Raw genomic sequence first — 21,633 nt, 5'->3', positions numbered from 1 at the left:
AATGCAGAGCGGCAAAGTTTGCAGCGATAACGCTGAATCCGTGGCATATGCCCCGTTTCGCGTTTAAAAAATCCATATTTGATTACCGAGCGATAATCTTTGGGACAAATGGGACAAGCTGGACGTACTGCGGTCTTGGAAGGCACAATTCTCTCTCCCTACTTTGAAGAGCGAGTTATGCTTCAACTCATCCGCATAGAGAAGTGACATGAGCCTTGCGCACGATGACTTATGTATCTCTCACCAACAGTTAAATGGATCAGTTGTTAAGGCCCCCCCCACGCATGGCATCGACTAAGTTACACACATAGCGCATTCCTGGATGCTCGACCAGACGCTCACTTAGCCTCATCGAAACGTCATGAATTGACCGAGCACCTTGCAGCGCCCCGTCGAGAGAAGCCCAAAAAATCTCGTCTAGTCCGACAGCAGATTCATCGGGTGGAGGACTCTCATCGTTCAGTAACATCAAAAATCCGTCGGGGCGATGATAGTTGAGTCTCTTGACTAGCCCTTCCAGCTGAGCTTGTAGCGGTGGGACGTCCCATGGGATCACGCGCGCAAAAATAGCTGCAACATCACGGCTAGGTGGTACCCGAGGGGTGATATCATTGACATGCTCAAGACGGAAGTAACGACTGCCAACGAGTTCTCTGGCCTGATTATAAAAATCTTCGTTGCCGACGCGCGGCTGCCCAGAAGTATAAATCCCTGCCACTTCCTGGCCCATAAGTTTTAGACGCATACCGTACATAAGAGCCATCGCTCCGCCGAGGCTGTGTCCTACGAGATATAGTGGTTTTGGATCCTTTTCTATGCGCTCGAGTAGCGGCTGCATGACTAGGCCTTGCAGCTTCTCGAAATGGCGCCTCATCCCAAAATGTCCGGCGCCAGCAAGGCCTATCGGTGCATAGGACACTTGGTTGAAAAGCGAGTCCTTGATGGCCTCCTCAAAACTTGTGGTACCGCGAAAGGCGACTAACCGAAAGTCATCCATTTCTGCCACAATTCCGTAAAACCCCTGACGTGGTTGACCGAGATACAGAACATCGCGAAATTGCCAGGCCGTAAACTGCTCCTCAATGAGTTCTTTGCTACGCTTCTCCACCACATAACTTGCCAAGGTAGCTAGCAGCGCATTGTCAACTTTATAGTCGGTTGATACCTGAAAATTGGCGCTAGGCATGCGATCAGCACAATCAAGTGGCACGACTACGGGCTGAAGCGTCCAAGCCCAGCACGGTGTAGCCAAAAATCCTGTCAAGACAACCAAGCAAAAACGAAAGACGGCCCAGCGAGCGCATGAAAGCATCCAATGCTCCAGATGTCGCCGACCATGCTGCCGCACGTGAATGATCTCCGTCAGTGTTACAGTAGTCCAGGACCACCGTTAAACTATCGGACCTCCGCTCGGATCACGGTCGCTAAGGTTGCTCTTTTTCCAAATTATAAGAGAAATTTGCCCATCCGGCTAGAGATTTCTAATCCAGCCGGTGCGCCACGAAAATACCGATACCGATACCCTCACCGAAGTCTGCTAGTCCAACGCTTTGCAGGGGAGAGGCAGGAAGAACAAGGTCACATGTGAATGCGATATCACCCTGTCCATTGATACTCGGGCTGTGATTGAAGTTGGCGCTCGCCCCCATTGGCCGACCAACCACAGCGGGCCCAAGGTCAGACATGACTGTATCCCCGCTACCAATAATCTTGATGAACGCGTCGTCTTCGCTTAGGTAAACGCCCCTGAGACCTCTCGCTACTGCTCTTAATACCACCAGGCCGTCATCATTAATTGCCGCTGGGAACAATTCTGCAACTCCATCAAATGCGGACGGAACAATCGGCGTAATCTGATTATGCACCGTCAAGAGACGCCAAGCGAGGCCCCCCTGGGCACCGTAATAGGCGAATAAAAGCTCGCCACGGGCGTTGCCATGAATCCATGGTGCTAAAGCGCCGTTAACCGCCCCACCCCCGGAGAACGACTGCTGCAGCAAAGACTCAGGAGGAGCACCAGACCGTAGTCGATAAATTGCTGAATCACCCGATCGAGGGGAATGCATTGCGTGAACGATAGCCTGGTCCTTCTCAACAAAATGAACCCCGTAGAAAAAGTAAAAAGGACTTAACCGATCGACACTCATAGTCGCAGCGAGCCAATGCCAAGATCCGCTCTGATATACACCTAATTGTTGGTCAGAAGCGCCAAAAGATAATTTCGATCCAAAAGCGCCGTTACCGAGAGATTCTAAGCTACGAAATGCCCTGACACCGAGCGGCTGTGCCGTCACTAAGGTAACCTGATCATTCGCGTAGCTGTAACGATAGACACCGAGCGCAGCCGCCTCATCCATCACGGTGAAAAGGACTCCTTCTTTCCCGTCGTTCACGACCTCTGTGATGAGCTGATCTGTATCATCGACCTCAAAAACAACCCGGCCCGATAACCAATCGTGTCCTCGCACCCACAGAGCCGCTTTACCATGCGGACCTGTAAGCATAGGCTGGGCTATGTCTCCTGCGTCGTTCAGGACGACTGGATGAAAAGAGGGATATAAACCCTCTTCAATTGCAAAACTGCCATGCCTTGAGCCAATGGCAGCCATACGAGCCGCCAGCTTTATTTGGTAGCGAGCCGCAAAAAGGTCACCGGCAACCCCCAGGGCAACCACGACGGTAAAGCATCGAAGTAAAACCTGCGCCAATGCGCCGTACAACATCGTCAGGCCTCATTTAACCATTTCATTCCAGCATGTTATGTCAAATTGACGGAACTTGTATTTTATTTCAATTCGCATAATGATGATCCGGAGATCCTCGGTGTAACCTATGGTGCCATAGTTAACCACGAGGGACTACTCGGGGAGTACGGTAGTTAACAAACATTTTTGAATGGGGAGAAAAAGCATGAAGCGGATGCTGACGGCAGTCGTCGCACCCTGGTTGCTCGCGATGATGTCGCTTGCTAGCCCAGTGTTGGCGGCCGATGACGACGACGCAACAGAGATCAGTGAAGAGGAAATCCACAACGACGACGCCCTGGCCTGCGACTTCATTGAGGAGCAGGATTTGTGCGAAGCCCAAGACGCCTGCATCTACGACGAAGACCAGAGCCTGTGCCTAAGTAAAGAGAGCCAGGAATCTGAAGGTCAGACATTCGAGTTCCATCGTGGTGGTGTTCCCGGAGGTGGATTTCACCCTGGCCCAGGTCCTCGCCCTGGTCCACGCCCGGGTCCCTATCCCGGCCCGCGCCCCGGCCCCTATCCAGGACCACGCCCAGGACCTTACCCAGGGCCTGGCCCGTACCCAGGACCACGTCCCTGGCCGGGACCTGGACCGGTGCCAATTCCGGTACCAGTGCCAATCCCGGCACCCTATCCGCAGCCTTACCCGCAGCCTTACCCGCAGCCTTACCCGCAGCCTTACCCGCAGCCTTACCCGCAGCCTTACCCGCAGCCTTACCCCAACCCAGGCCCAAACCCGGGGACATGGTGTGACCCATATTCCCACCAGTGTTATCCATACTGTACAAATGGGAGCAACAACGGCAACGGATGGGGCTACCAACCGGAATTGGGTGGACCCAACGGCTCATGCCGCGTCCCCTACTGATTCGTATCATCGTCAGTTTCAGAGCAGTGGCCGGTGGACTTACGTCCATCGGCCGCTACTGCGTTCGGGTAAGAATTCATTACTTTATAAACAAAAGATCAACGCTACCCTGCGCCATTAGTGCTAAGGTTGTGAAACAAGTGTCCCCCCCACCTACTTGCATTTTCACACCTGCACTGGGAAAGGTCCTGGACATGGCCAAGATTGCCTTGATTAATATAGACATGCACGGCCACGTGAACCCCACCCTCGGGTTGGTTGCCGAACTACGTCGAGCCGGACACGATGTGCATTTCTTCTCTTCCGAAGAGTTTAGAGAATCCGTCTTGCCCACCGGTGTAACCTTTCACGCCTACCCGAGCGTCATCGGCAAAGCAATTGCCGCAACAGCCCAGATACAGGCCGTTGCTGATACCTCTGGGACGGCAGCGCCCAAAGAGCTCGCTCCTTTGAAAAGGGGGCTCGACGAGTTTAGTGCAACTTTTGACAGTCTCTACCGAGAATTAGAACATTTAAAACCCGACCTGATGATTGTCGATTTTGTCTCACTTGCTGGCCGCATCATCGCCGACAATCTTAAAGTACCTCAAATTAAATTCTATACGACTTATGCTTCTAACGAACATTACGACCTGATGGCTGCATCCTTTGCTAAACGCGAACCAATGACCCTCGATGCTCTCAATGCAGCGCAGCAAATCATCGATACTAAGTGCACCGCTTGGGGACTCAAATCACTGAGTTTAGCCAAGTCCTTGAACACCATTGCGGATCACAACTTAGTTTTCTTGCCACGAGCTCTGCAACCTCACGGTGACACATTTGACGAGCGCTTTCACTTCGTAGGCCCATGCTTTTTGCCGGTATCGCCTCATGAAGCTAGCGAACTGATTCCTCAGGGAGACGGACCGGTCCTTGTAGTGTCTCTTGGGTCTCTGTTTCACGAATGGCCCGAATTTTACCAAAGCGTCATTGCCGCATTTCGAGATACGGATTGGCGCGTTGTGATGAGCATTGGCCGTCAGTTGAAAGCTAGCGACCTTGGACCTATCCCAAGAAATGTTGCAATTTATCCGCATATTCCTCAAGTTGCTCTCCTGCAGCACGCCGCCTTGTTTATCTCCCACGGCGGCATGAACTCAACTATGGAAGCGCTCAGTTACGAGGTGCCTCTCGTAGTCATCCCGCAAATTGAGGAGCAAATGATCACCGCCGACAACGTAGTAAAGATGGGCCTTGGTATGAAACTTGACCGCCCTAAGTTGACTACTCCCGCCTTGGCTGAGGCCGTTGCCACGGTCTATGAATCGAAAGAAATAGCCGCCAAAGTCACCGCCATGTCAGAAGCTATCCATGCCGCCGGCGGTCCGCGGGCTGTACTCAAACTTGTCGAACTGATGATCGCCAGGCCCAGCGTCACGAAAGGTGACACGAGTCAACTGGATGAACAAGACGTAGAGAGGTGAGAATTGGCACGTCCAATATATTCGATTCCGGTCTTACTACTGGCAGGCGTACAACTGTCGCATGTTCTTGATTTTGTAATTCTCATGCCACTTGGTCCTATGTTGACGCGGGCACTTGGTATCAGCACCCAGAGCTTTTCTTGGTTGGTCTCTGTTTACACTTTGAGTGCGGCTTTGAGCTGCTTACTGGCCGCATTCGTTATGGATCGCTTTGACCGCAAGAAAGTTCTAGTTCTCATCTACAGTGGACTGGTTTTAGGCACGTTCATGTGCGCAGCTAGTACAAATTTCGAACTACTGCTTGCAGCAAGGGTGATCACTGGATTTTTCGGCGGACTATTGCAATCCATCATACTCGCGATCGTCGGCGACATCGTACCGGCAGACCACCGCGGGCGAGCAACCGGTACGATCATGGCAGCTTTTGCCGTTTCCTCAGTAGTCGGCGTGCCGCTTGGACTTGCTATCGCCAACAAGTACGGTTGGCAGGCGACCTTTTTCGCGATTGCCGGATTCAGCCTCGTCAACTTGGGCTTAGTCATGTGGCGCGTACCTAAACTCGATGGGCATATCGGCACTGACGACAAGTCTTCGATAGCTAGTGAATTCGCTAATCTGATGAAAAGTCCTACGACCTGGACCGCATGGATGCTCATAATCTCTATGATGAGCGTATTCGGTATGTTTCCGTTTATCAGCCAATTTATAGTTCAGATTTTAGGGATCGACGAGTCGCGCCTACCACAAATTTATCTAGTACAGGGTTTAGCGACCATGATCGCGGCTCCCTTGATGGGTCGATTGTCGGACCTTTTCGGAGCCAAAAAAGTTTTCATCATCTGCTCCGTACTATCTACGTTCTTTGTGACCTGGTTCACCCACTTAGAGACGGCGACGCTACTTACGGTTATCACACTAAACACTGTCATGGCAGCCATCGGTATCGGCCGAATGACCCCCTCTATGGACCTTATTAGCCGTAGTGTGATCGCCAGAAAAAGGGGCAGCTTCATGACTTTGGTAGCAGCCGTCCAGCAGCTTGCTGCTAGTGGCGCTGCCTACGCCGGCGGGGTGATCCTTAGCGGCCATAAAGGCATGGCGGCATTTCCCGTGGTGGGATTATTGGTGGCGGCTACAATGGCTCTTTCAGTTGGCGTCAGCGCCAAGATGATAACCGTCGAGTGATGAATTAAACTTGGTAGTTCGTAATACCGTTTCGGGAGATCTTAAACATGCTCGTATTTAAAATAAGGCTCCGGCTTTATCAGTTAGTGTCGCTCGGTCTATTTGTGTCATCCACGGTGTTGGCGCGCACAAAGGCCGATTTTCCCGTAACCGTGAACCCGGATGACATTATTTCTGCGCCGGATGTTGAAGATCGCATTTTTCTTGCCGTCTTTGGAGACAGTGTCTCGATGGCCACCATGGCGGACGCTAAACTTGGTCAACCAGGCCCGCGATTTTATGCTGACTTTCTCGCGTCAATTGCCGCGGCCACCACTTATGACGCGACTCTCGGCAAACTCAAGAAGGAGCGAACCGAAGACGAACAGCATCGACTCCTGACTGCCTTCTTCGGCAACATGGCACGCCTTCACCTGTCGCCGTTGCTCGGACGTCAAGATTATTCCCTACCAGTGCTGATAGAAGAGTCCCATGGCAACAAGCCACTTGTATACAACGGTGCGCGCATGGCTGGCGCGTATCACTTTGGCCATCTCTACTTAGCGACATTTAGGAAATTTTTAGAGCGCCATCCGTTTATCAAAAAACCCGACCTCATCATCGTAAACTTCAACGGCATGGACTTTATGGAGGGCTGGCCGCTGGAATCCTACGCAGAAAATGTACGCTCTTTTTATCTGGAGCTGACACAACTGGCCCCCCAAGCGAACCTCGTGGTCACAGGAATGGCTGATCCTGTACCGTTGTTGACAGCACCTGATCGCGTGACCATCCCGAATTCGCCTGCCGGACCCATCACCTGCTCCCAACTCTATAAGATTGTGCGCTTTGGCAATAAGACTGGACTGTATCCGGGAGCTCCTGAGGAAGTCCTCGACGCGGCGCGGCAAAGGGTTCTGGCCATGAATGATACCCTGGAAGCAGCTGTAGCTCACTTGAACGACGACCGTAGTATGTTCCCGGAGTACAAGGGTCAAGCCATCTTCGTACCCCCAATGACTGGAGGCGACGGCGCTAATCACATTGCGGCGGACTGTATTCATCCCGATAAATTCGTTCAGGAAGCTATCGGTAGGCACCTCTGGCCGCTCGTGGAACCCTTACTTTGAATCGGATTGGGCGGCCACGACAAGGTTTGCATAATCCTAAAATAGTCACCTTTGGGATGCTGCTGCAGTACTCTAGCGTCACCCGGATACCGCCCCGATACTCCATGGCCCCGTCGCAGGGCCACTAAAGCTCAATGTTACAGGAATAATTGCCGATCCTACGTATAGAGGACTATGCCTCTCTCGCAGGATTAAATGCAGTCATTAAAAGAAATATTGATTAACCTCATCCGGATCCTGATGGTCTCGAACGACGGGCTATCAGAGGACGAGGTAGAATATTTAAAGCGTTGGGAATGGGATAAGATCAAGTTATCCTATCTCCATACTTCAAAGCTCTTCGCAATCATGATGCCAATTTCTGTCGTCGCTATCGCCATCCTAAGCCCTGCCCCCCAGAGATACGCCCAAATTCCAACTCATGTTCTTATGTCCATCATAGCTGTCTACTGGGCTCACCGCCTCGAGAAGTTACTTTCGTGGACACCATGGATAGCCTTGACACTCAATGCGATTGCAGCAATAGGCTACGCAGCAGCCATCAACCTTGCTTTCCGCCAAGGTCCCGACGTCAATGCGGCGGTATTTCTCATTGCGGCTCAGTCTGCCATTTCAATCATCACCATCATCCAATTCCCGTTCGCTAACGGTAGCGTGCTCCTATGGGCTGTAGCTTTACTGATCATGGTTTTTTTCTCGGTTTCTGCTGACTCATCGATCTCCACCACAACTGTCGTACAGATTTCAACCTTTAATATCCTTCTGGCAACCTGGTTTAGATATTCCATGATTAAAAACATCAGAAACCAAGCCCTCACTGAGTTTGCAGTACGTCAGACAATCGTCAATGAACAACGCGCAATCACTGGCGACGTAGAATTGCAGATCCGTGAGGCCGAGGAGCTTCAAAAATCATTCTCATTTGAATTAGGGGAGCCCAAAATACCAGGACTCAAAATTGACATCCAACACAGGCGCGTGGAGCGTCTAGCTACCGCCTGGTGTGCTGTGCGCCACCTTACTCATGGGGAAACCGTAGTATTTCTTGTTGATGCAACCACGCTGGGACTTCGTGCTGGACTGATGATCCACTCAATGCAGGCACTATGGGCATTGAGCCTCACTGCGACAAACTTCGATCCAAAGACATGGTTGAGCACGGCAAGTAGAGCACTGAGCGCAGTCAGTGCGGATGTTGAAAAAGCGGTCTCTTTGTCGCTTGTCATTCTAACCCAAAACACAGTAAGCCTATACGCCACAAATTTATCCCACCTGTGGTTAGTGGAAGAACAGGATGACCATGCAAACACCACATATCTCAGCGCAGAATTGAATAAATTTACCCAATCAGAAACTAACGTGGTGGGTCAAAAAGATTTCCGGCTCCGTGATAAACAAAAACAATCACTAGTTTTACATACAAAAAACGATGCAACTCGCGATCTTGACGAGATCCATCAGAGTTTCAATCTCTTTAAGTCAAACAAATTAAACACCGCTCAAAGCGGGGGCAAACAGGATCATTCTATACCAATTAATAATGCAGCAACATCACAAGCAGATAGTCTGATGGTATGGGTGTCTTATGAAAAAGCTGGTTAAATGGATCTTCTTCCGCCACACCGAACTTTCCCCCGAAGAGCAATCGTTTACCAAAGATTGGTTGATACGGGATCAGACGCTTTACATTATCGGAGTAGCTAAATTCTGCCGCTGGACAATCCCAATATTTATTTTGATCATGATGCTGAACGGCAACGCGTCCAAATACTGGATTATTACCGCAACGCTTCTGGTCCTGTCCGTCATAAGTTGGCTGATAACGGTTCTAAGGCACTTGCAAATGCATTACGTGCGGCTACTGGTAACGGTAGCATCGCTGACAATATTCATGGGTTCTACGAGCATCATAATCCAAACATTTCGGCGTCCGTTTGATTTAGAGGCCTCCATTTTGGTCACCCAGATCTACATTGCCGCACTTATTTTTAATATCCGTATTTTCCCCTATCGATCGGCTTGGATTATTCCGTGGACAGCGTTTCAAACCACCGCAGCAGCTTTGGCTTTCAGCACCAATCCTGATCTAAAAGTACCCGACCTTATAGCCGAACTTATTTTGGTGTCCGGCATATCAGTTGGTCTTTATTACGCCTGGATGCATCGGCTTCACTCAGAGGCCGTCTTGGAATTCAAAGCCAGAATGATCCTCCTTGAGGACGAGCATGCTAGACAAAAATCTCTACAAAAAGATTTAGAAAATGCCGAAGCTACCACGCGCGGTGATGTTGTTAACAGCTCTCAGGTCCTGTCGCGCGATCTCGCCATATCGTTGTTTGAGAGGAGGTTCTCCGCTCTGGGTGGAGACTGGGGAGCACACCGCACGTTTCCTGACGGCAAACTTGTCATTGTGGTCGCGGATGCCACTGGCAAGGGTATACAAGCCGCACTTGTGATCCAAGCGCTGAAGACCATGTGGGCCATGATTGACGATCAACACAGCTTCGACCCCATGTCGTGGTTAGCTATGGCAAATAAAGTATTCTATCAACTGGGTCACCGCCGCGATCACACACTGACCCTGGGCCTACTTGTCATCGACGAATCGTCACTGACTTACTTTGCTGCGGGGCATGTACCCGTCTTTGCGATCGTCAAAAACGAGAACGGTGACGACGTCGTTGAGACTATCGTCGGCCAGGGCATACCACTGGGACTCGAAGAGGAACTGTCCCTCGAGCCCACCAAAATTCAGCTAAATCTTGCCAAATTAAAAGGTTTGATGCTGGGGACGGACGGTATATTCGATCGGGGTGTACGGACGCGCAAACGCGATATTATTAAGCTTCAACAGGTATTTACAGCTAATGGCGCGGCGGCGCTGGACACCCTGCCACGCCATGACGACCAACTTGTCGTCTGGCTGCACGCGGCTGCTTAAGTGAGTTCCACTTAGTTGTTGGTGAATCCTGCTAAATACCCTAAAAGGGGATCCTCAGTAGGATTGGGTAAATGCTATTGTGTTGAAAGAGATTCTAAAGGCACGGGTATACGAAGTAGCTAAGCGGACGCCGCTCGAGCGCGCACCCGCCATTTCCCACGAACTGGGCCATCAGGTGTATCTCAAGAGAGAGGACCTGCAACCCATATTTTCCTTCAAAATACGGGGGGCTTACAATCGTATCGCAGCGCTGACGCCAGACGAGCGGGTACGCGGAGTCATCTGTGCCTCTGCGGGCAATCATGGGCAAGGTGTAGCCCTCTCGGCGCAAAGACTAGGGATACCGGCTTGGGTAGTCATGCCGACGACGACTCCGGATATTAAAATTCAGGCCGTAGCGCGCTTTGGAGCAAAGGTCATTCTATCCGGTGATCACTATTCCCAGGCCTACGAGCGTTCCCTGGCGCTAGTGGCATCCACTGGCGCCACCATGATCCACCCATTTGATGACCCCCTGGTCATCGCCGGCCAGGGCACGATTGGTAAGGAGATCCTTGAGGATTTACCCGAAGTTGACGCTATATTTGTCCCAGTGGGTGGCGGCGGTCTCCTTGCCGGGATAGCATCCTACGTTAAGGAACTATGCCCCGACGTGAAGATTTACGGTGTCGAGCCGCGGGATAGTGATGCCATGGCCCGTTCGGTCGAGGCGGGTGAGCGGATCGTTCTGAATGACGTAGGAATATTCGCGGATGGTGTCGCCGTCAAACAGGTGGGAGCAAACACTTTTAGCTTAAGTCAGTCTTTGGTTGATGGCTACGTTAGGGTCACAACGGACGAAATTTGCTCCGCAATTCATGATATTTATCGCGAAACGCGCACGCTACTGGAACCAGCCGGGGCCTTATCTTGGGCTGGCGCCAAGAAGCATTTGATGGCCAGCCAACAACGGAGCCTGAATGTCGTCACTATCAGTTCGGGCGCAAACATGAACTTTCAAAGGCTCCAGTTTGTCGCCGAACGCGCCATGACAGGAGCTGGTCTCGAGTGTCTCTATGCCGTGCGCTTGGCTGAACGTCCGGGCAGTCTCAAAGCGCTTTGCTCTGATATCCTGGGTGGTCGCAGTATCACGGAATTCAATTACCGCAAAAGTGGACCAGACGATGCTTTTATCCTACTTGGTATAGCAACGCAAAAACCTAGTGATCACGGCATTTTTACAAAACAATTACGAGATAAAGGGTACTTTTTTACCGATCTGACCTCTAACGATTTAGCCAAAGAACATGTGCGCCACATGGTGGGCGGCAGGGCGCAGCACGTGAGTGCCGAGGAGCTATATAGTTTCGTGTTCCCTGAGCGTCCGGGAGCATTGGCTAATTTCCTTAACACTATGAGTGGGGGCTGGAACATTTCCCTGTTTCACTACCGCTCCCACGGCGCCGATTATGGTCGTGTGCTGATTGCCTTTGAGGTGCTTAGAGAGGAGCGCGAAGACTTCGAGCGGCACTTGATTAACAGTGGATACCCGTTTAAGAGGGAAACTGACAACCCGGCATACACACTACTTTTGTAAACCCGTCCAAGTGGGTAACGAATAAAAGTTGCCATTTTTTGTTTGCGATTATTTGTCAAAGTGTTAGGTTGCGAGCGCTCGTAACTAACTCCGTGATTGCTCAGGTTACTAACCGTGCGACAAATTCAAATTATTATTGCGATTATTAGCTCCATCCTACCAAGGGACCGGAATTAAGAGCGCATGACTGAAAGCTCACTAAACCCCGGATCCCATAGCGGACTCGGGGTTTTTGATTTTTGACCGAAAACCAGGACCGTTACTTACAGATTGACTATGATGAGCACGACGAAAACGACCAATAGTGGAACAACACCCCCAGGCACCCTTGGATTGCCACCACATTTATCCCAGTTGGTGGCAGATTTCGAATTACCAACATCATTAGGCTTTGGCCAAGTGATGGCACCGATCATGGTAGTATCAGATTTTTCTGATGGTCAGTGGTCAGCTCCCACCACGGTATCCTACCAGCCACTGGTTCTGGACCCAGCCTGTAAGTCACTTCATTATGGGCAGCTGATCTTTGAAGGCATGAAAACCTTCAGGCTCAACGATGGGCGCGTGGCGCTCTTTAGACCGGAATTAAATGCCAGGAGATTTAATACTTCAGCGCGTCGCATGGCGATGCCTGAGCTGCCGGAGGAGTTGTTCCTCCAAGCGGTAAGCAGTCTAAGTTATCACTTACGGAGCATCGTGCCGTGTGGCCACGGTGAATCGCTTTACCTGCGTCCATTGATGCTTGCTACGGATGTTGGACTGAGCCTTAAGCCAGCATCCACCTATAAATTCCTGGTGATAGCTAGTCCATCGGGAGCCTATTTTGCCAGTGGTAAAGTGACCGCACTCATTGAGAGACTGGATGCGCGCGCCGCACCTGGAGGCACGGGCGCCTACAAAGTGGCCGGGAATTATGGCTCCAGCATTCGCGCAGACATCAAAGCAACTCATCTCAATTGCCAACAAACTCTCTGGCTCGATGCCGTAAACAAAACTCACATTGAAGAGTTTTCGGGCATGAACTTTTTCGCTGTAATAGACGGTGCACTATGGACACCACCTCTATGCGACTCCATACTTGGCGGAGTCACGCGTGACTCCGTGATCCACTTGGCGCACGGCATGGGACTCCGTGTTAACGAGGCTCCGATTCCTATCGAAACACTCTTAGCAGCGATAAGGAATGGCACCTGCACTGAACTCTTCGCATGTGGCACCGCTGCTGTAATTTCACCAGTACACGCTCTTGCAGAGCGTGACGGCACAGTCTACGAGCTACCGGTATTGGAGTTTGAATTATCCATTAGTTTGAAGCTCCGTAAATTATTGGTAGACATCCAGAACGGTGCACACCTAACAAACTACGATTGGATTAGACCGGTGACCCCATGACCGAGGTAATCTCATTGCCCACCGAGGCCAAGTCCCCGTCCATCGAGACAATCACCGAAGCCAGCACGCTGAGTGGTGCGCAGATTTTGGTCCGGGAACTTGAGAACCTTGGGGTCACGCACATCTTTGGCTACCCCGGCGGTGCTGCAATCAACATGTTCGATGCACTCTACGATTCTTCAATTGAAGTCGTGCTAGTGCGTCACGAGCAGGGCGCCACCCACATGGCAGACGGCTATGCGCGTGCCACCGGTCACGTTGGTGTGGTGCTGGTGACGAGCGGTCCTGGCGCTCTCAATACGGTAACTGGTCTCCTTACAGCTAAGATGGACAGCGTCCCACTATTGGTAATATCTGGCCAAACGAATAGCACAAATCTAGGCAAGGATGCCTTCCAGGAGGCAGACGTTTTTGGGACCACGCTACCACTCGTTAAACATAATCACTTGGTCCTTGATGTCGAACAAATAGCACCGACTGTACGTTATGCTTACGAACTCGCAAAGCATGGACGCCCTGGACCGGTGCTCATCGACATCCCCAAGGATATTTCAGCAAGAAAAACTCGATACCATGCGCAATCTCACGGTAGTTCAGCCGTGCCGTCAAAGGCCACCCACTCATTGAACAGTGAGCAGGTCGCTAGTTGCCGAGGGCTGGCGAATCTCTTGATGAAGAGTAAGCGCCCCCTCTTACTTGTTGGGCATGGAGCTGTGATCTCTGGCGCACACAACTTAGTCCTTCAACTTGCAGAGAAACTGGGAAGTCCAGTCACTAACACGCTGCTCGGTAAGGGCGGCTTTCCTGAGAGCCATCCTTTGTCGCTGGGTATGCTCGGCATGCATGGGACCGCCTATGCCAATTATGCTACAACTCAGTGTGATCTAATCCTGTCTATCGGCTCAAGGTTTGACGACCGTATCAACGGTTGTCCCAGCGAATTTTGCCCTCGTGCCAAGATTCTTCACATCGACATTGATCCGACGGAAATTGGGCGCAGTGTCCGCACAGATGCCGCTGTGGTGGCAGATGCCCGTCTAGCCATTGCTGAGATTCTACAACTTGTGGATCAGCTTGATACCATAGCTTGGCGCCAGGAACTGGCGGCCTACCGCAAAAAGCATCCGCTCGTAGTCGAACATAGCGACGGCATCATCGCAGGCAGGGAACACCGGCTGCGCGCAGCCCAAGTGTTAAGTGCTATTCACCGGATGGCACCTAACGACTCCGTGGTGACCACCGATGTCGGTCAACATCAAATGTGGGCTGCCCAATTTATTCTGACCGATGGGCATCGCAATTGGCTGTCTTCTGGCGGCGCCGGTACGATGGGATTCGGTTTACCAGCAGCCATAGGTGCTCAATTCGGTCGCCCAGACGCCACAGTGATCGCCGTCGTCGGAGACGGTGGTTTTCAAATGGTACAGGCCGAACTGGCAACGGCAGCCATTCACAAGTTGCCCATAAAGATTGTCATCATAGACAACCAATGCCTCGGTATGGTGCGCCAGTGGCAGCAGCTCTTTTATCAAAATCGGCTAAGCAGTGTATCCATGCACGGCAATCCCGATTTTGTTAAGTTAGCAGAGGCATACGGTATCAAGGCATTCTATGTCGATACTTCAACGACACTGGACCAAACTATCACCGAGGCACTTGCCTATCGAGAAGGCCCGTGCCTGATTCACGCACAGGTCCAAAACGAAGATAACGTTTGGCCGATGATACCAGCGGGTAAGTCCGCTCAAGATATGGTCCTCGCCCATCCTAAGGCACAATTACCCATGCCTACAGGGAGTACTTGATATGCCTCGCGACCGCACGTTAGTAACTAGTAACAATCAATCAATCTTTGCCGACCCTATGCCAGCGCCACGGTTTTTGAATGCCACTGGCGACAGAGTCAGGCTCGAACTCAAGATGCGTCGTTCCCTGGGGATCATAGCCAGGGTGGCATTAGTGTTTTCCCGCCGCGGCCTTGACATAGCTCAATTCAAACTCGACGAAACTAAGTCTTATGAGAAAGTCGTTGTCACCCTTGAATTTAGAGCAACCAGTGAGCAGCTGCAGGCGGTTTCGCGAGACCTTAGTAAACTTATAGAATTGGAATCTATCCGAGAAGTTCTGCCGCAACCCTCAAATATTTCACTTTCGAGTCTGACTGAGATGCAGTCCGCCCTCACATGTTAGGAGATGTCATGACAACTACAAACTCGTTCCATGTTTACTATGAAGACGATGCCGACCTCCAACTCATTCGCGGGCGCAAGGTCGCCATCATAGGTTACGGTAGTCAGGGCCATGCTCATGCACTTAACCTGCGCGACAATGAAGTCGATGTGGTCGTAGGGCTGCCTGAGAGCAGCAAATCCAGAGCCAAAGCAGAGGCCGAGGGTCTACGCGTGCTGACCCCAGCTGCGGCAGCGGCCTACGCTGATGTGGTGATGCTACTTGTTCCCGACGAAGTTGCCGCGGCAGTCTACGAGCAGGATATCGCCCCGGCACTTAAGCCTGGTGATTATCTCGTTTGTGCTCATGGATTTAATTTCCACTTTGATAAGATTGCGGCTCCAGCAGGTGTCAGCGTATTCCTCGTTGCTCCCAAAGGTCCTGGGCACATGGTGCGACGCCAGTTTAGTCAAGGTAAGGGTGTGCCCTGTCTAGTTGCAACGCTCGTAACTGGTGACCAAAAATCCCTACAACTAGCGCTCTCTTACGCTAAGGCGATCGGGGGCACCCGTGCTGGCGTATACGAAACCACGTTCAAAGAGGAGACGGAAACGGATCTGTTCGGGGAGCAGGCTGTGCTGTGCGGAGGACTAACAAGCCTCATTCAACTTGGATTCGAGACTCTAGTTGAGAACGGCTACAGTCCAGCCATGGCCTACTTTGAATGCGTTCATGAAATGAAGCTTATTGTAGACCTCATCTACGAGGGCGGACTCGCTCACATGCGATCTTCTATTTCTAACACTGCCGAGTACGGTGACTATACGGTTGGTCCTAAGATTATTGACCACAGTGTTCGTGAACGGATGCAAAAGGTACTCGAAAACGTGCAGAGTGGTGAATTTGCGAGCGATTGGCTCGGAGAAAACAAGAAAGGCGCCGTCAATTTCAAAGCCATGCGCACTGCCGGTGCCAACCACTTGATGGAGCAAGTGGGACGGGAATTGCGATCGCGCATGAGTTTCGCCAAGCCACAGTGAAGGCGTTTTTGGGATGAAAGAGGTAATCTGTGTCTAAGCCAATAAATACATTTAGTGCCACCATCACGCAACCCAAAGAGCATGGCGCTGCCCAAGCAATGCTCTACGCCACAGGCTTAAGCCCACAAGACATGGCCAAAGCCCAGGTCGGCATCGTCGCCAATTGGTTTGATGGCAATCCCTGTAATATGCATTTAGGGGACCTTGCCAGTGTCACTAAAGACGCAGTGAGCGCCTCAGGTCTCATCGGTATGCGCTTTCACACAATTGGGGTCAGTGACGGTATATCGATGGGCACAGATGGCATGAGTTACTCACTGCCCTCGCGGGATATCATCGCTGATTCCATCGAGACGGTGATGAACGCGCAGTGGTATGACGGTTTAATTGCCATCCCCGGATGCGATAAGAACATGCCAGGCGCAATGATGGCTCTCGGTCGTTTGAACAGACCAGGGCTCATGATATACGGCGGCACAACAGCACCTGGCTCGCGACGACCCGGTGAGCGGCTAGATGTCGTGTCGGCGTTCCAAAGCTACGGTGCTGCCCTAAGTGGGGCCATTTCGGAGGAGGAGCGTCAATCTATAGTGCGGCACAGCTGCCCCGGCAAAGGAGCTTGTGGCGGCATGTATACCGCCAACACGATGGCGGCGGCGATTGAGGCCATGGGCATGACCTTACCCTATTCGTCTTCGACACCAGCTGCCGACCCAGGCAAGGCTGAAGAATGTCGCGCGGCAGCGGCGGCCGTTCGTCATTTGATGGAAGCTGGCATTAAGCCGCGTGACATCATGACGCGTCAAGCCTTCGAAAACGCAATCGCGATCACCATGGCCCTTGGCGGTTCAACAAACGCCGTGTTGCACTTAATTGCTATGGCCAAGTCGGTCGAAGTACCCCTGACCCTAGACGACTTTGTGCGCGTCAGCAAAGAGGTCCCATATCTTGCCGATTTAAAGCCATCCGGTACTTACGTGATGAACGATCTTCATGCCGTCGGCGGCACGCCCGGAGTATTGAAACTACTGTTACGTCATGGACTCATCCACGGGGACATCATGACCGTCACCGGGAAAACCCTCGCAGAAAATCTATCCGTTCTGGACGATCTCAGCCCGGACCAGAAAATCATCAGACCCCTGCATGCTCCGCTTGCGGATCAAGGGCACATCAAAGTGTTACGCGGCAACCTGGCTCCGGAAGGTGCCGTGGCAAAAATTACTGGCAAGGAAGGTGACAGCTTTAGTGGGCCAGCCCGCGTGTTTGATAGCGAAGAGGCTATGCTCACAGCACTCAGCACTGGGACCATTAAGCGCGGCTCTGTCGTGATCATCCGCTACGAGGGCCCCCAGGGGGGACCTGGTATGCCAGAAATGCTGACACCTACTTCCGCCATCGTGGGTGCAGGACTTGCGCGCGATGTGGCCCTGCTGACTGATGGCCGCTTCTCTGGCGGATCGCACGGCTTTATCGTCGGTCACATTGCGCCTGAGGCTCAGGCAGGCGGGCCTCTTGCCCTGGTGGAAGACGGAGATCTCATTACCATCGATGCTACTCAACTGAAGATTAACTGGCATGTAGATGAAGAACAAGTGGCCCGCCGCCGCAAGGAGTGGTCACCACCTGCCCTGAAGGCAAAATCGGGAGTGCTCTATAAGTACATCAGAACGGTGAGCTCGGCCTCCGACGGATGCGTCACGGACAGATAACTGTAATTATTATTTTTTTATTGGTTTTTTGCATTACCTCTCAAGTTTGACCGCATTCTGCCGAAATTCTCTCGGGCCCTCGGTCTTGTGGAGGAAGTTATGGCCGCGCATCGGAATAAAACTGCTGTAACAATCTTCTGCGCCCTGTTGTCATTCGTCAGCTGCGGTAGTCCCGAACCCAGCGACGACCTGGGTACCAGGAGAGCTGAGCAAAGCAGCGAGGATGATAAAAGCCAGAGCAACGATGCCACGACGCGGCGCCGGAAGGTTTCGACCATGTCTAAAAGTGCCAAGGCCAAAGCTACCGGAGACGACGAGACTTCCGGCCCATTTGACTTGACCAGAGCTGTAACTGCCAGTCGCTCACCTGCAGGCCCAGCGCCCCAGCCGGTGCCTCAGCCAGCGCCTCAGCCCATATCGCCCCCAGCTGCAACGCCTCCGACCAATGCGGATCCGGCAATCAGCGACTGCCACAAGGGCGACGAGTTCACATGCAAGGTAGAATTCGCTATAGTGCGACTTACCAACGAAAAGCGCAGCGGCATGAGCCCCCTGCGCCACGATAAGAATCTGGCTTTCGTGTCACGAGACTGGTCGCGCGAGCAAAGTCAGGTAGGTGCGATCAGCCACAGCGGCTTCCCTGGCGCTAGGAATGCCCTACATCAGCAAGAGTTTGGCGCAGGCACACAGATTAATGCTGAAAACGTAGCGATGTTTAGTGGAGGCGGAGGATCCCCTGAAGACGTCGCCAAGAGGTTTGTTGATATGTGGTACAACAGTGCAGGTCACAGAGCCAACATGCTTGGACCTTATCAGCGTCTTGGTGCAGGTGTATATCGGGGACCCCGAGGTTTTTATGGTACACAGATTTTTGGCAGATGAAGACTGCTTACTGAGGCTACGCTAAAGTAGCGGTAACTGCGCAACCTGAAACCAGAAAAGATCAATAGTCCTGACCAGAGCAATAAATTGATCCATATCAACTGGCTTCGTTACATACGAGTTGGCATGGAGTTCATAGCACTGGTGGATGTCTTCTTCGGCTGATGATGTGGTCAAAACGATCACGGGAATGCTGCGTAAACTCGGGTCGGCCTTCACGGTAGCTAAGACCTCTCTACCGTCCTTGCGCGGCAAGTTGAGGTCTAAAAGCACAAGATCGGGCCTTTGCACTGCAGCATAATTTCCATACGCGTACAGCATGGCGATTGCTTCAATTCCATCTCTGGCTACCGTCAAATTATGGCGCACCTTACCCTCTTTGAAGGCCTCGATAGTGAGCCGCACGTCAGCAGGATTGTCCTCCACCAAGAGGATCTCAATAGGTCGTCTTAAATGATAGGGACTCAAGAATCTTGGCTCCCAGCCACAGGAAGTGTGAAACAAAACACGGTACCTTGAGTCGATACCGGCTCAACCCAAATGCGCCCGTGGTGACGCTCGATAACTTTTTTACAGATAGCCAGTCCGATGCCATTGCCGGGATAAAGATCGCGCGTATGAAGTCGCTGAAAAGCGACAAAAATCCGTTCCCGGTATTCGGGGGCAATGCCGATACCATTATCAGCAACTTGAATCACCCATTCATCGCCGCGACGCGCGGCGCTAATCTTAATGACAATTGGCCGCTCTGGGGAACGAAACTTCAGCGCGTTGCTCAGAAGATTTTGCAGTACTTGAGAAAGCTGCGACTGATCACCCATGACAATCGGTAAGGCGTCCAACTCGATGTGCGCCTTTGCTTCCTCAATCACAGGCGAGAGGTACAAAATAGTCTGCTTAGCAAGTTGGCCCAAGTCCGTAGGTTTAAATTCACGTCCTCTCGTCGATAGACGCGCATAAGCAAGCAAGTCATTTATCAGGGCCTGCATGCGTTTGACACCCTCGACGCTAAAATCGATATACTCCTGCGCCTCGTCGTCGAGTTGCCCAGCATAGCGCCTTTTCAAGAGTTGCGTGTACCCGCTCACCACGCGCAACGGCTCCTGCAAGTCGTGACTGGCAATGTAAGCAAATTGCTCCAGTTCCTCATTTGACCTTTTGAGCTCCGCAACAAGACGCTGCAGATCAATCTCTAGGCGCCGCCGATCACTCACGTCCCGAATGATGGCGATGACACACTTGCTGCCATCGACTTCGGTACCACTCAAGCTTATTTCCACGGGAACGGAGCTGCCGTTTTTACGTCGTGCGGACAAATTAAGCCCAGCTCCCATAGGCCTAGGACGCGGCAACTTCATGTAAGACGACCGCAGCTCTGCATGCTTAGGGCGCCCAGACTCGGGAACCAACATGTCAATCGATGCGCCCACAAGTTCGCTGACCTCGTAGCCCAAAAGGTCGGTGCATTGCTTACTGGCCAACATGATCCTACCATCGGCATCGCACACCAAAATGCCGTCTGGTGCTGATTCCATCAAACTATTGAAAATCGACGCGGAATAAGAATCATTTTGTCTCATAGGTCACCCACTGTAGCAAAAACAGGGCCAACAGTTTTTAGATTTGAATCCCGCTCTCTGCGGGATATAACACACCTGTGTGGTGTCACACTGTACGCCAGGATAGCCATAAAAGCATACGATCGCCGGATATTGCGGAAAATAAAAATATGGCACCAAAGTTGCTTAGTAGGAAGTGCCGCGTTTAACGGTAAGGATCTGAGGCAGATGACGCAACCAACTCCCACACAAAATGCCGCCCTCATCACCATGGCCCGGTGGGTTTCAACGATTGCTGACAACATCAGAAACCCCATAAGCGGCATCAGCGCCGCGCTCAGCATCCTCGAGACTCAGCTCCAAACCGCTCAATCTCACGCCGCGCGAAATCAACCCCTGGTCGACGACGCTTTAATCCGCATCCGGGGGCGCCTCACTAGCCTCAGCGCATACGTATCGGAACTTATTGATTTTGCCAAGCCAGCCGTTATTGACCTCCAACCCACAGATCTGTTGGCAGTTCTCAGCGCGGCGATGCGGGATATGACAGCGGGATTACCAGGGATTGAGACACATACCGTGGCACCAGCCAACGCGGTGTTGCTAGAGGTCGATCATGAACGCCTCCGCATAGTCTTAGCTGGCATCCTCCGCAATGCCGCCGAAGCAGCCATGGGCAATCCCGGAGCCGACCACCCCAGGGTAAAGGTAGCCATCCACCGAACGCCGCAAAAGGTGACGATCGAGGTCTCGGACAACGGCCCCGGGTTCACGGAACTAGCGATGAAACACGCTTGTGAACCATTCTTCTCTACCAAAGAGGCGGGCACCGGACTCGGCCTCGCCCTAGCAGCAAAAGTCGCGCGAGCGCACGGAGGTCAAATCACCATTGAAAGGAGCGCCCTCGGCGGCGCTAAGGTATCCATGCATCTGCCCGACACAAAACACGATAGCAGCGACCTTATGCCTTCAACCGAATCTTGAGGA

The 21,633-nt window shown here is 52.1% G+C and carries 17 protein-coding genes and 1 pseudogene; 13 read left to right on the top strand and 5 right to left on the bottom strand.

Annotation, left to right across the window (positions count from 1 at the left end; all coding sequences use genetic code 11):
* Window positions 1–259 precede the first annotated feature (259 nt).
* The 3 genes and pseudogenes from FJ146_13155 to FJ146_13145 all read right to left on the bottom strand — a co-directional run bounded on the left by FJ146_13155 (window position 260) and on the right by FJ146_13145 (window position 3,365).
* Window positions 260–1,312 carry a lipase family protein gene (locus tag FJ146_13155; protein MBM4252913.1) on the bottom strand — a complete coding sequence of 351 codons (1,053 nt, stop codon included), beginning with the start codon at window positions 1,310–1,312 and terminating at the stop codon, window positions 260–262.
* A gap of 169 nt (window positions 1,313–1,481) precedes the next feature.
* Entirely contained in the window at window positions 1,482–2,723 is a 1,242-nt protein-coding gene (locus tag FJ146_13150; GenBank protein MBM4252912.1) for a hypothetical protein, read from the bottom strand.
* A gap of 567 nt (window positions 2,724–3,290) precedes the next feature.
* Window positions 3,291–3,365 (bottom strand): annotated as a pseudogene (locus FJ146_13145) (ArsR family transcriptional regulator).
* Between the two features lie 150 nt (window positions 3,366–3,515).
* Between FJ146_13145 and FJ146_13140 the strand changes: the two are divergent.
* From FJ146_13140 to FJ146_13085, 12 genes are all read left to right on the top strand, one after another.
* Window positions 3,516–5,081 (top strand): hypothetical protein, encoded by a 1,566-nt coding sequence (locus tag FJ146_13140; GenBank protein ID MBM4252911.1) that lies wholly within the window; start codon window positions 3,516–3,518, stop codon window positions 5,079–5,081.
* Window positions 5,082–5,084: 3 nt separating this feature from the next.
* Entirely contained in the window at window positions 5,085–6,266 is a 1,182-nt protein-coding gene (locus FJ146_13135) for an MFS transporter (protein MBM4252910.1), read from the top strand.
* Between the two features lie 47 nt (window positions 6,267–6,313).
* On the top strand, window positions 6,314–7,375 hold the full coding sequence (locus FJ146_13130; GenBank protein ID MBM4252909.1) for a hypothetical protein: 1,062 nt from the start codon (window positions 6,314–6,316) through the stop codon (window positions 7,373–7,375).
* 498 nt (window positions 7,376–7,873) lie between these two features.
* Window positions 7,874–8,977, top strand: coding sequence for a hypothetical protein (locus FJ146_13125; protein MBM4252908.1), 1,104 nt, complete (start codon window positions 7,874–7,876; stop codon window positions 8,975–8,977).
* The gene (locus FJ146_13120) at window positions 8,961–10,316 is read left to right on the top strand and encodes a hypothetical protein (protein ID MBM4252907.1); all 1,356 of its coding nucleotides are present in this window, start codon (window positions 8,961–8,963) and stop codon (window positions 10,314–10,316) included. The genes FJ146_13125 and FJ146_13120 overlap by 17 nt, the downstream gene beginning before the upstream one ends.
* A gap of 76 nt (window positions 10,317–10,392) precedes the next feature.
* The gene (gene ilvA / locus FJ146_13115) at window positions 10,393–11,892 is read left to right on the top strand and encodes a threonine ammonia-lyase, biosynthetic (protein MBM4252906.1); all 1,500 of its coding nucleotides are present in this window, start codon (window positions 10,393–10,395) and stop codon (window positions 11,890–11,892) included.
* 276 nt (window positions 11,893–12,168) lie between these two features.
* Window positions 12,169–13,284, top strand: a complete 1,116-nt coding sequence (locus FJ146_13110; protein ID MBM4252905.1) for a branched-chain amino acid aminotransferase — start codon at window positions 12,169–12,171, stop codon at window positions 13,282–13,284.
* Window positions 13,281–15,089, top strand: a complete 1,809-nt coding sequence (ilvB, locus tag FJ146_13105; GenBank protein ID MBM4252904.1) for a biosynthetic-type acetolactate synthase large subunit — start codon at window positions 13,281–13,283, stop codon at window positions 15,087–15,089. Before FJ146_13110 ends, ilvB begins: the two co-directional genes overlap by 4 nt.
* A gap of 1 nt (window position 15,090) precedes the next feature.
* Window positions 15,091–15,474 (top strand): hypothetical protein, encoded by a 384-nt coding sequence (locus FJ146_13100; protein ID MBM4252903.1) that lies wholly within the window; start codon window positions 15,091–15,093, stop codon window positions 15,472–15,474.
* A gap of 8 nt (window positions 15,475–15,482) precedes the next feature.
* On the top strand, window positions 15,483–16,493 hold the full coding sequence (gene ilvC, locus FJ146_13095; GenBank protein ID MBM4252902.1) for a ketol-acid reductoisomerase: 1,011 nt from the start codon (window positions 15,483–15,485) through the stop codon (window positions 16,491–16,493).
* 29 nt (window positions 16,494–16,522) lie between these two features.
* Complete coding sequence (ilvD, locus tag FJ146_13090; GenBank protein ID MBM4252901.1) at window positions 16,523–18,205, top strand: dihydroxy-acid dehydratase; 1,683 nt, start codon at window positions 16,523–16,525, stop codon at window positions 18,203–18,205.
* Between the two features lie 99 nt (window positions 18,206–18,304).
* Window positions 18,305–19,087 (top strand): CAP domain-containing protein, encoded by a 783-nt coding sequence (locus FJ146_13085; GenBank protein ID MBM4252900.1) that lies wholly within the window; start codon window positions 18,305–18,307, stop codon window positions 19,085–19,087.
* A gap of 21 nt (window positions 19,088–19,108) precedes the next feature.
* On the opposite strand, the gene FJ146_13080 is transcribed toward FJ146_13085, so the two are convergent.
* Together FJ146_13080 and FJ146_13075 are read right to left on the bottom strand one after the other, a co-directional pair.
* Entirely contained in the window at window positions 19,109–19,555 is a 447-nt protein-coding gene (locus tag FJ146_13080) for a response regulator (GenBank protein ID MBM4252899.1), read from the bottom strand.
* Window positions 19,552–20,667 carry a PAS domain S-box protein gene (locus FJ146_13075; protein MBM4252898.1) on the bottom strand — a complete coding sequence of 372 codons (1,116 nt, stop codon included), beginning with the start codon at window positions 20,665–20,667 and terminating at the stop codon, window positions 19,552–19,554. Before FJ146_13075 ends, FJ146_13080 begins: the two co-directional genes overlap by 4 nt.
* A gap of 207 nt (window positions 20,668–20,874) precedes the next feature.
* Here FJ146_13075 and FJ146_13070 point away from each other — a divergent pair, with 207 nt between their 5' ends.
* The gene (locus FJ146_13070; protein ID MBM4252897.1) at window positions 20,875–21,630 is read left to right on the top strand and encodes a HAMP domain-containing histidine kinase; all 756 of its coding nucleotides are present in this window, start codon (window positions 20,875–20,877) and stop codon (window positions 21,628–21,630) included.
* Window positions 21,631–21,633: the final 3 nt, after the last annotated feature.

This window comes from Deltaproteobacteria bacterium, assembly GCA_016874735.1.
In the GTDB taxonomy this organism is placed as follows: domain Bacteria; phylum Bdellovibrionota_B; class Oligoflexia; order Oligoflexales; family CAIYRB01; genus CAIYRB01.
Note: the sequence above shows the minus strand (reverse complement) of the source record. Positions and strands in the feature narration are given on the sequence as shown.

What these genes read in the sequence shown, in the direction of transcription:
- FJ146_13085 (MBM4252900.1), top strand. Translation starts at nt 18,305, where the DNA reads ATGGCCGCGCATCGGAATAAAACTGCTGTAACAATCTTCTGCGCCCTG.
- FJ146_13075 (MBM4252898.1), bottom strand. Translation starts at nt 20,667, where the DNA reads ATGAGACAAAATGATTCTTATTCCGCGTCGATTTTCAATAGTTTGATG.
- FJ146_13120 (MBM4252907.1), top strand. Translation starts at nt 8,961, where the DNA reads ATGAAAAAGCTGGTTAAATGGATCTTCTTCCGCCACACCGAACTTTCC.
- ilvC (MBM4252902.1), top strand. Translation starts at nt 15,483, where the DNA reads ATGACAACTACAAACTCGTTCCATGTTTACTATGAAGACGATGCCGAC.
- FJ146_13130 (MBM4252909.1), top strand. Translation starts at nt 6,314, where the DNA reads ATGCTCGTATTTAAAATAAGGCTCCGGCTTTATCAGTTAGTGTCGCTC.
- FJ146_13100 (MBM4252903.1), top strand. Translation starts at nt 15,091, where the DNA reads ATGCCTCGCGACCGCACGTTAGTAACTAGTAACAATCAATCAATCTTT.
- FJ146_13070 (MBM4252897.1), top strand. Translation starts at nt 20,875, where the DNA reads ATGACGCAACCAACTCCCACACAAAATGCCGCCCTCATCACCATGGCC.
- FJ146_13155 (MBM4252913.1), bottom strand. Translation starts at nt 1,312, where the DNA reads ATGCTTTCATGCGCTCGCTGGGCCGTCTTTCGTTTTTGCTTGGTTGTC.
- FJ146_13110 (MBM4252905.1), top strand. Translation starts at nt 12,169, where the DNA reads ATGATGAGCACGACGAAAACGACCAATAGTGGAACAACACCCCCAGGC.
- ilvB (MBM4252904.1), top strand. Translation starts at nt 13,281, where the DNA reads ATGACCGAGGTAATCTCATTGCCCACCGAGGCCAAGTCCCCGTCCATC.
- FJ146_13150 (MBM4252912.1), bottom strand. Translation starts at nt 2,723, where the DNA reads ATGTTGTACGGCGCATTGGCGCAGGTTTTACTTCGATGCTTTACCGTC.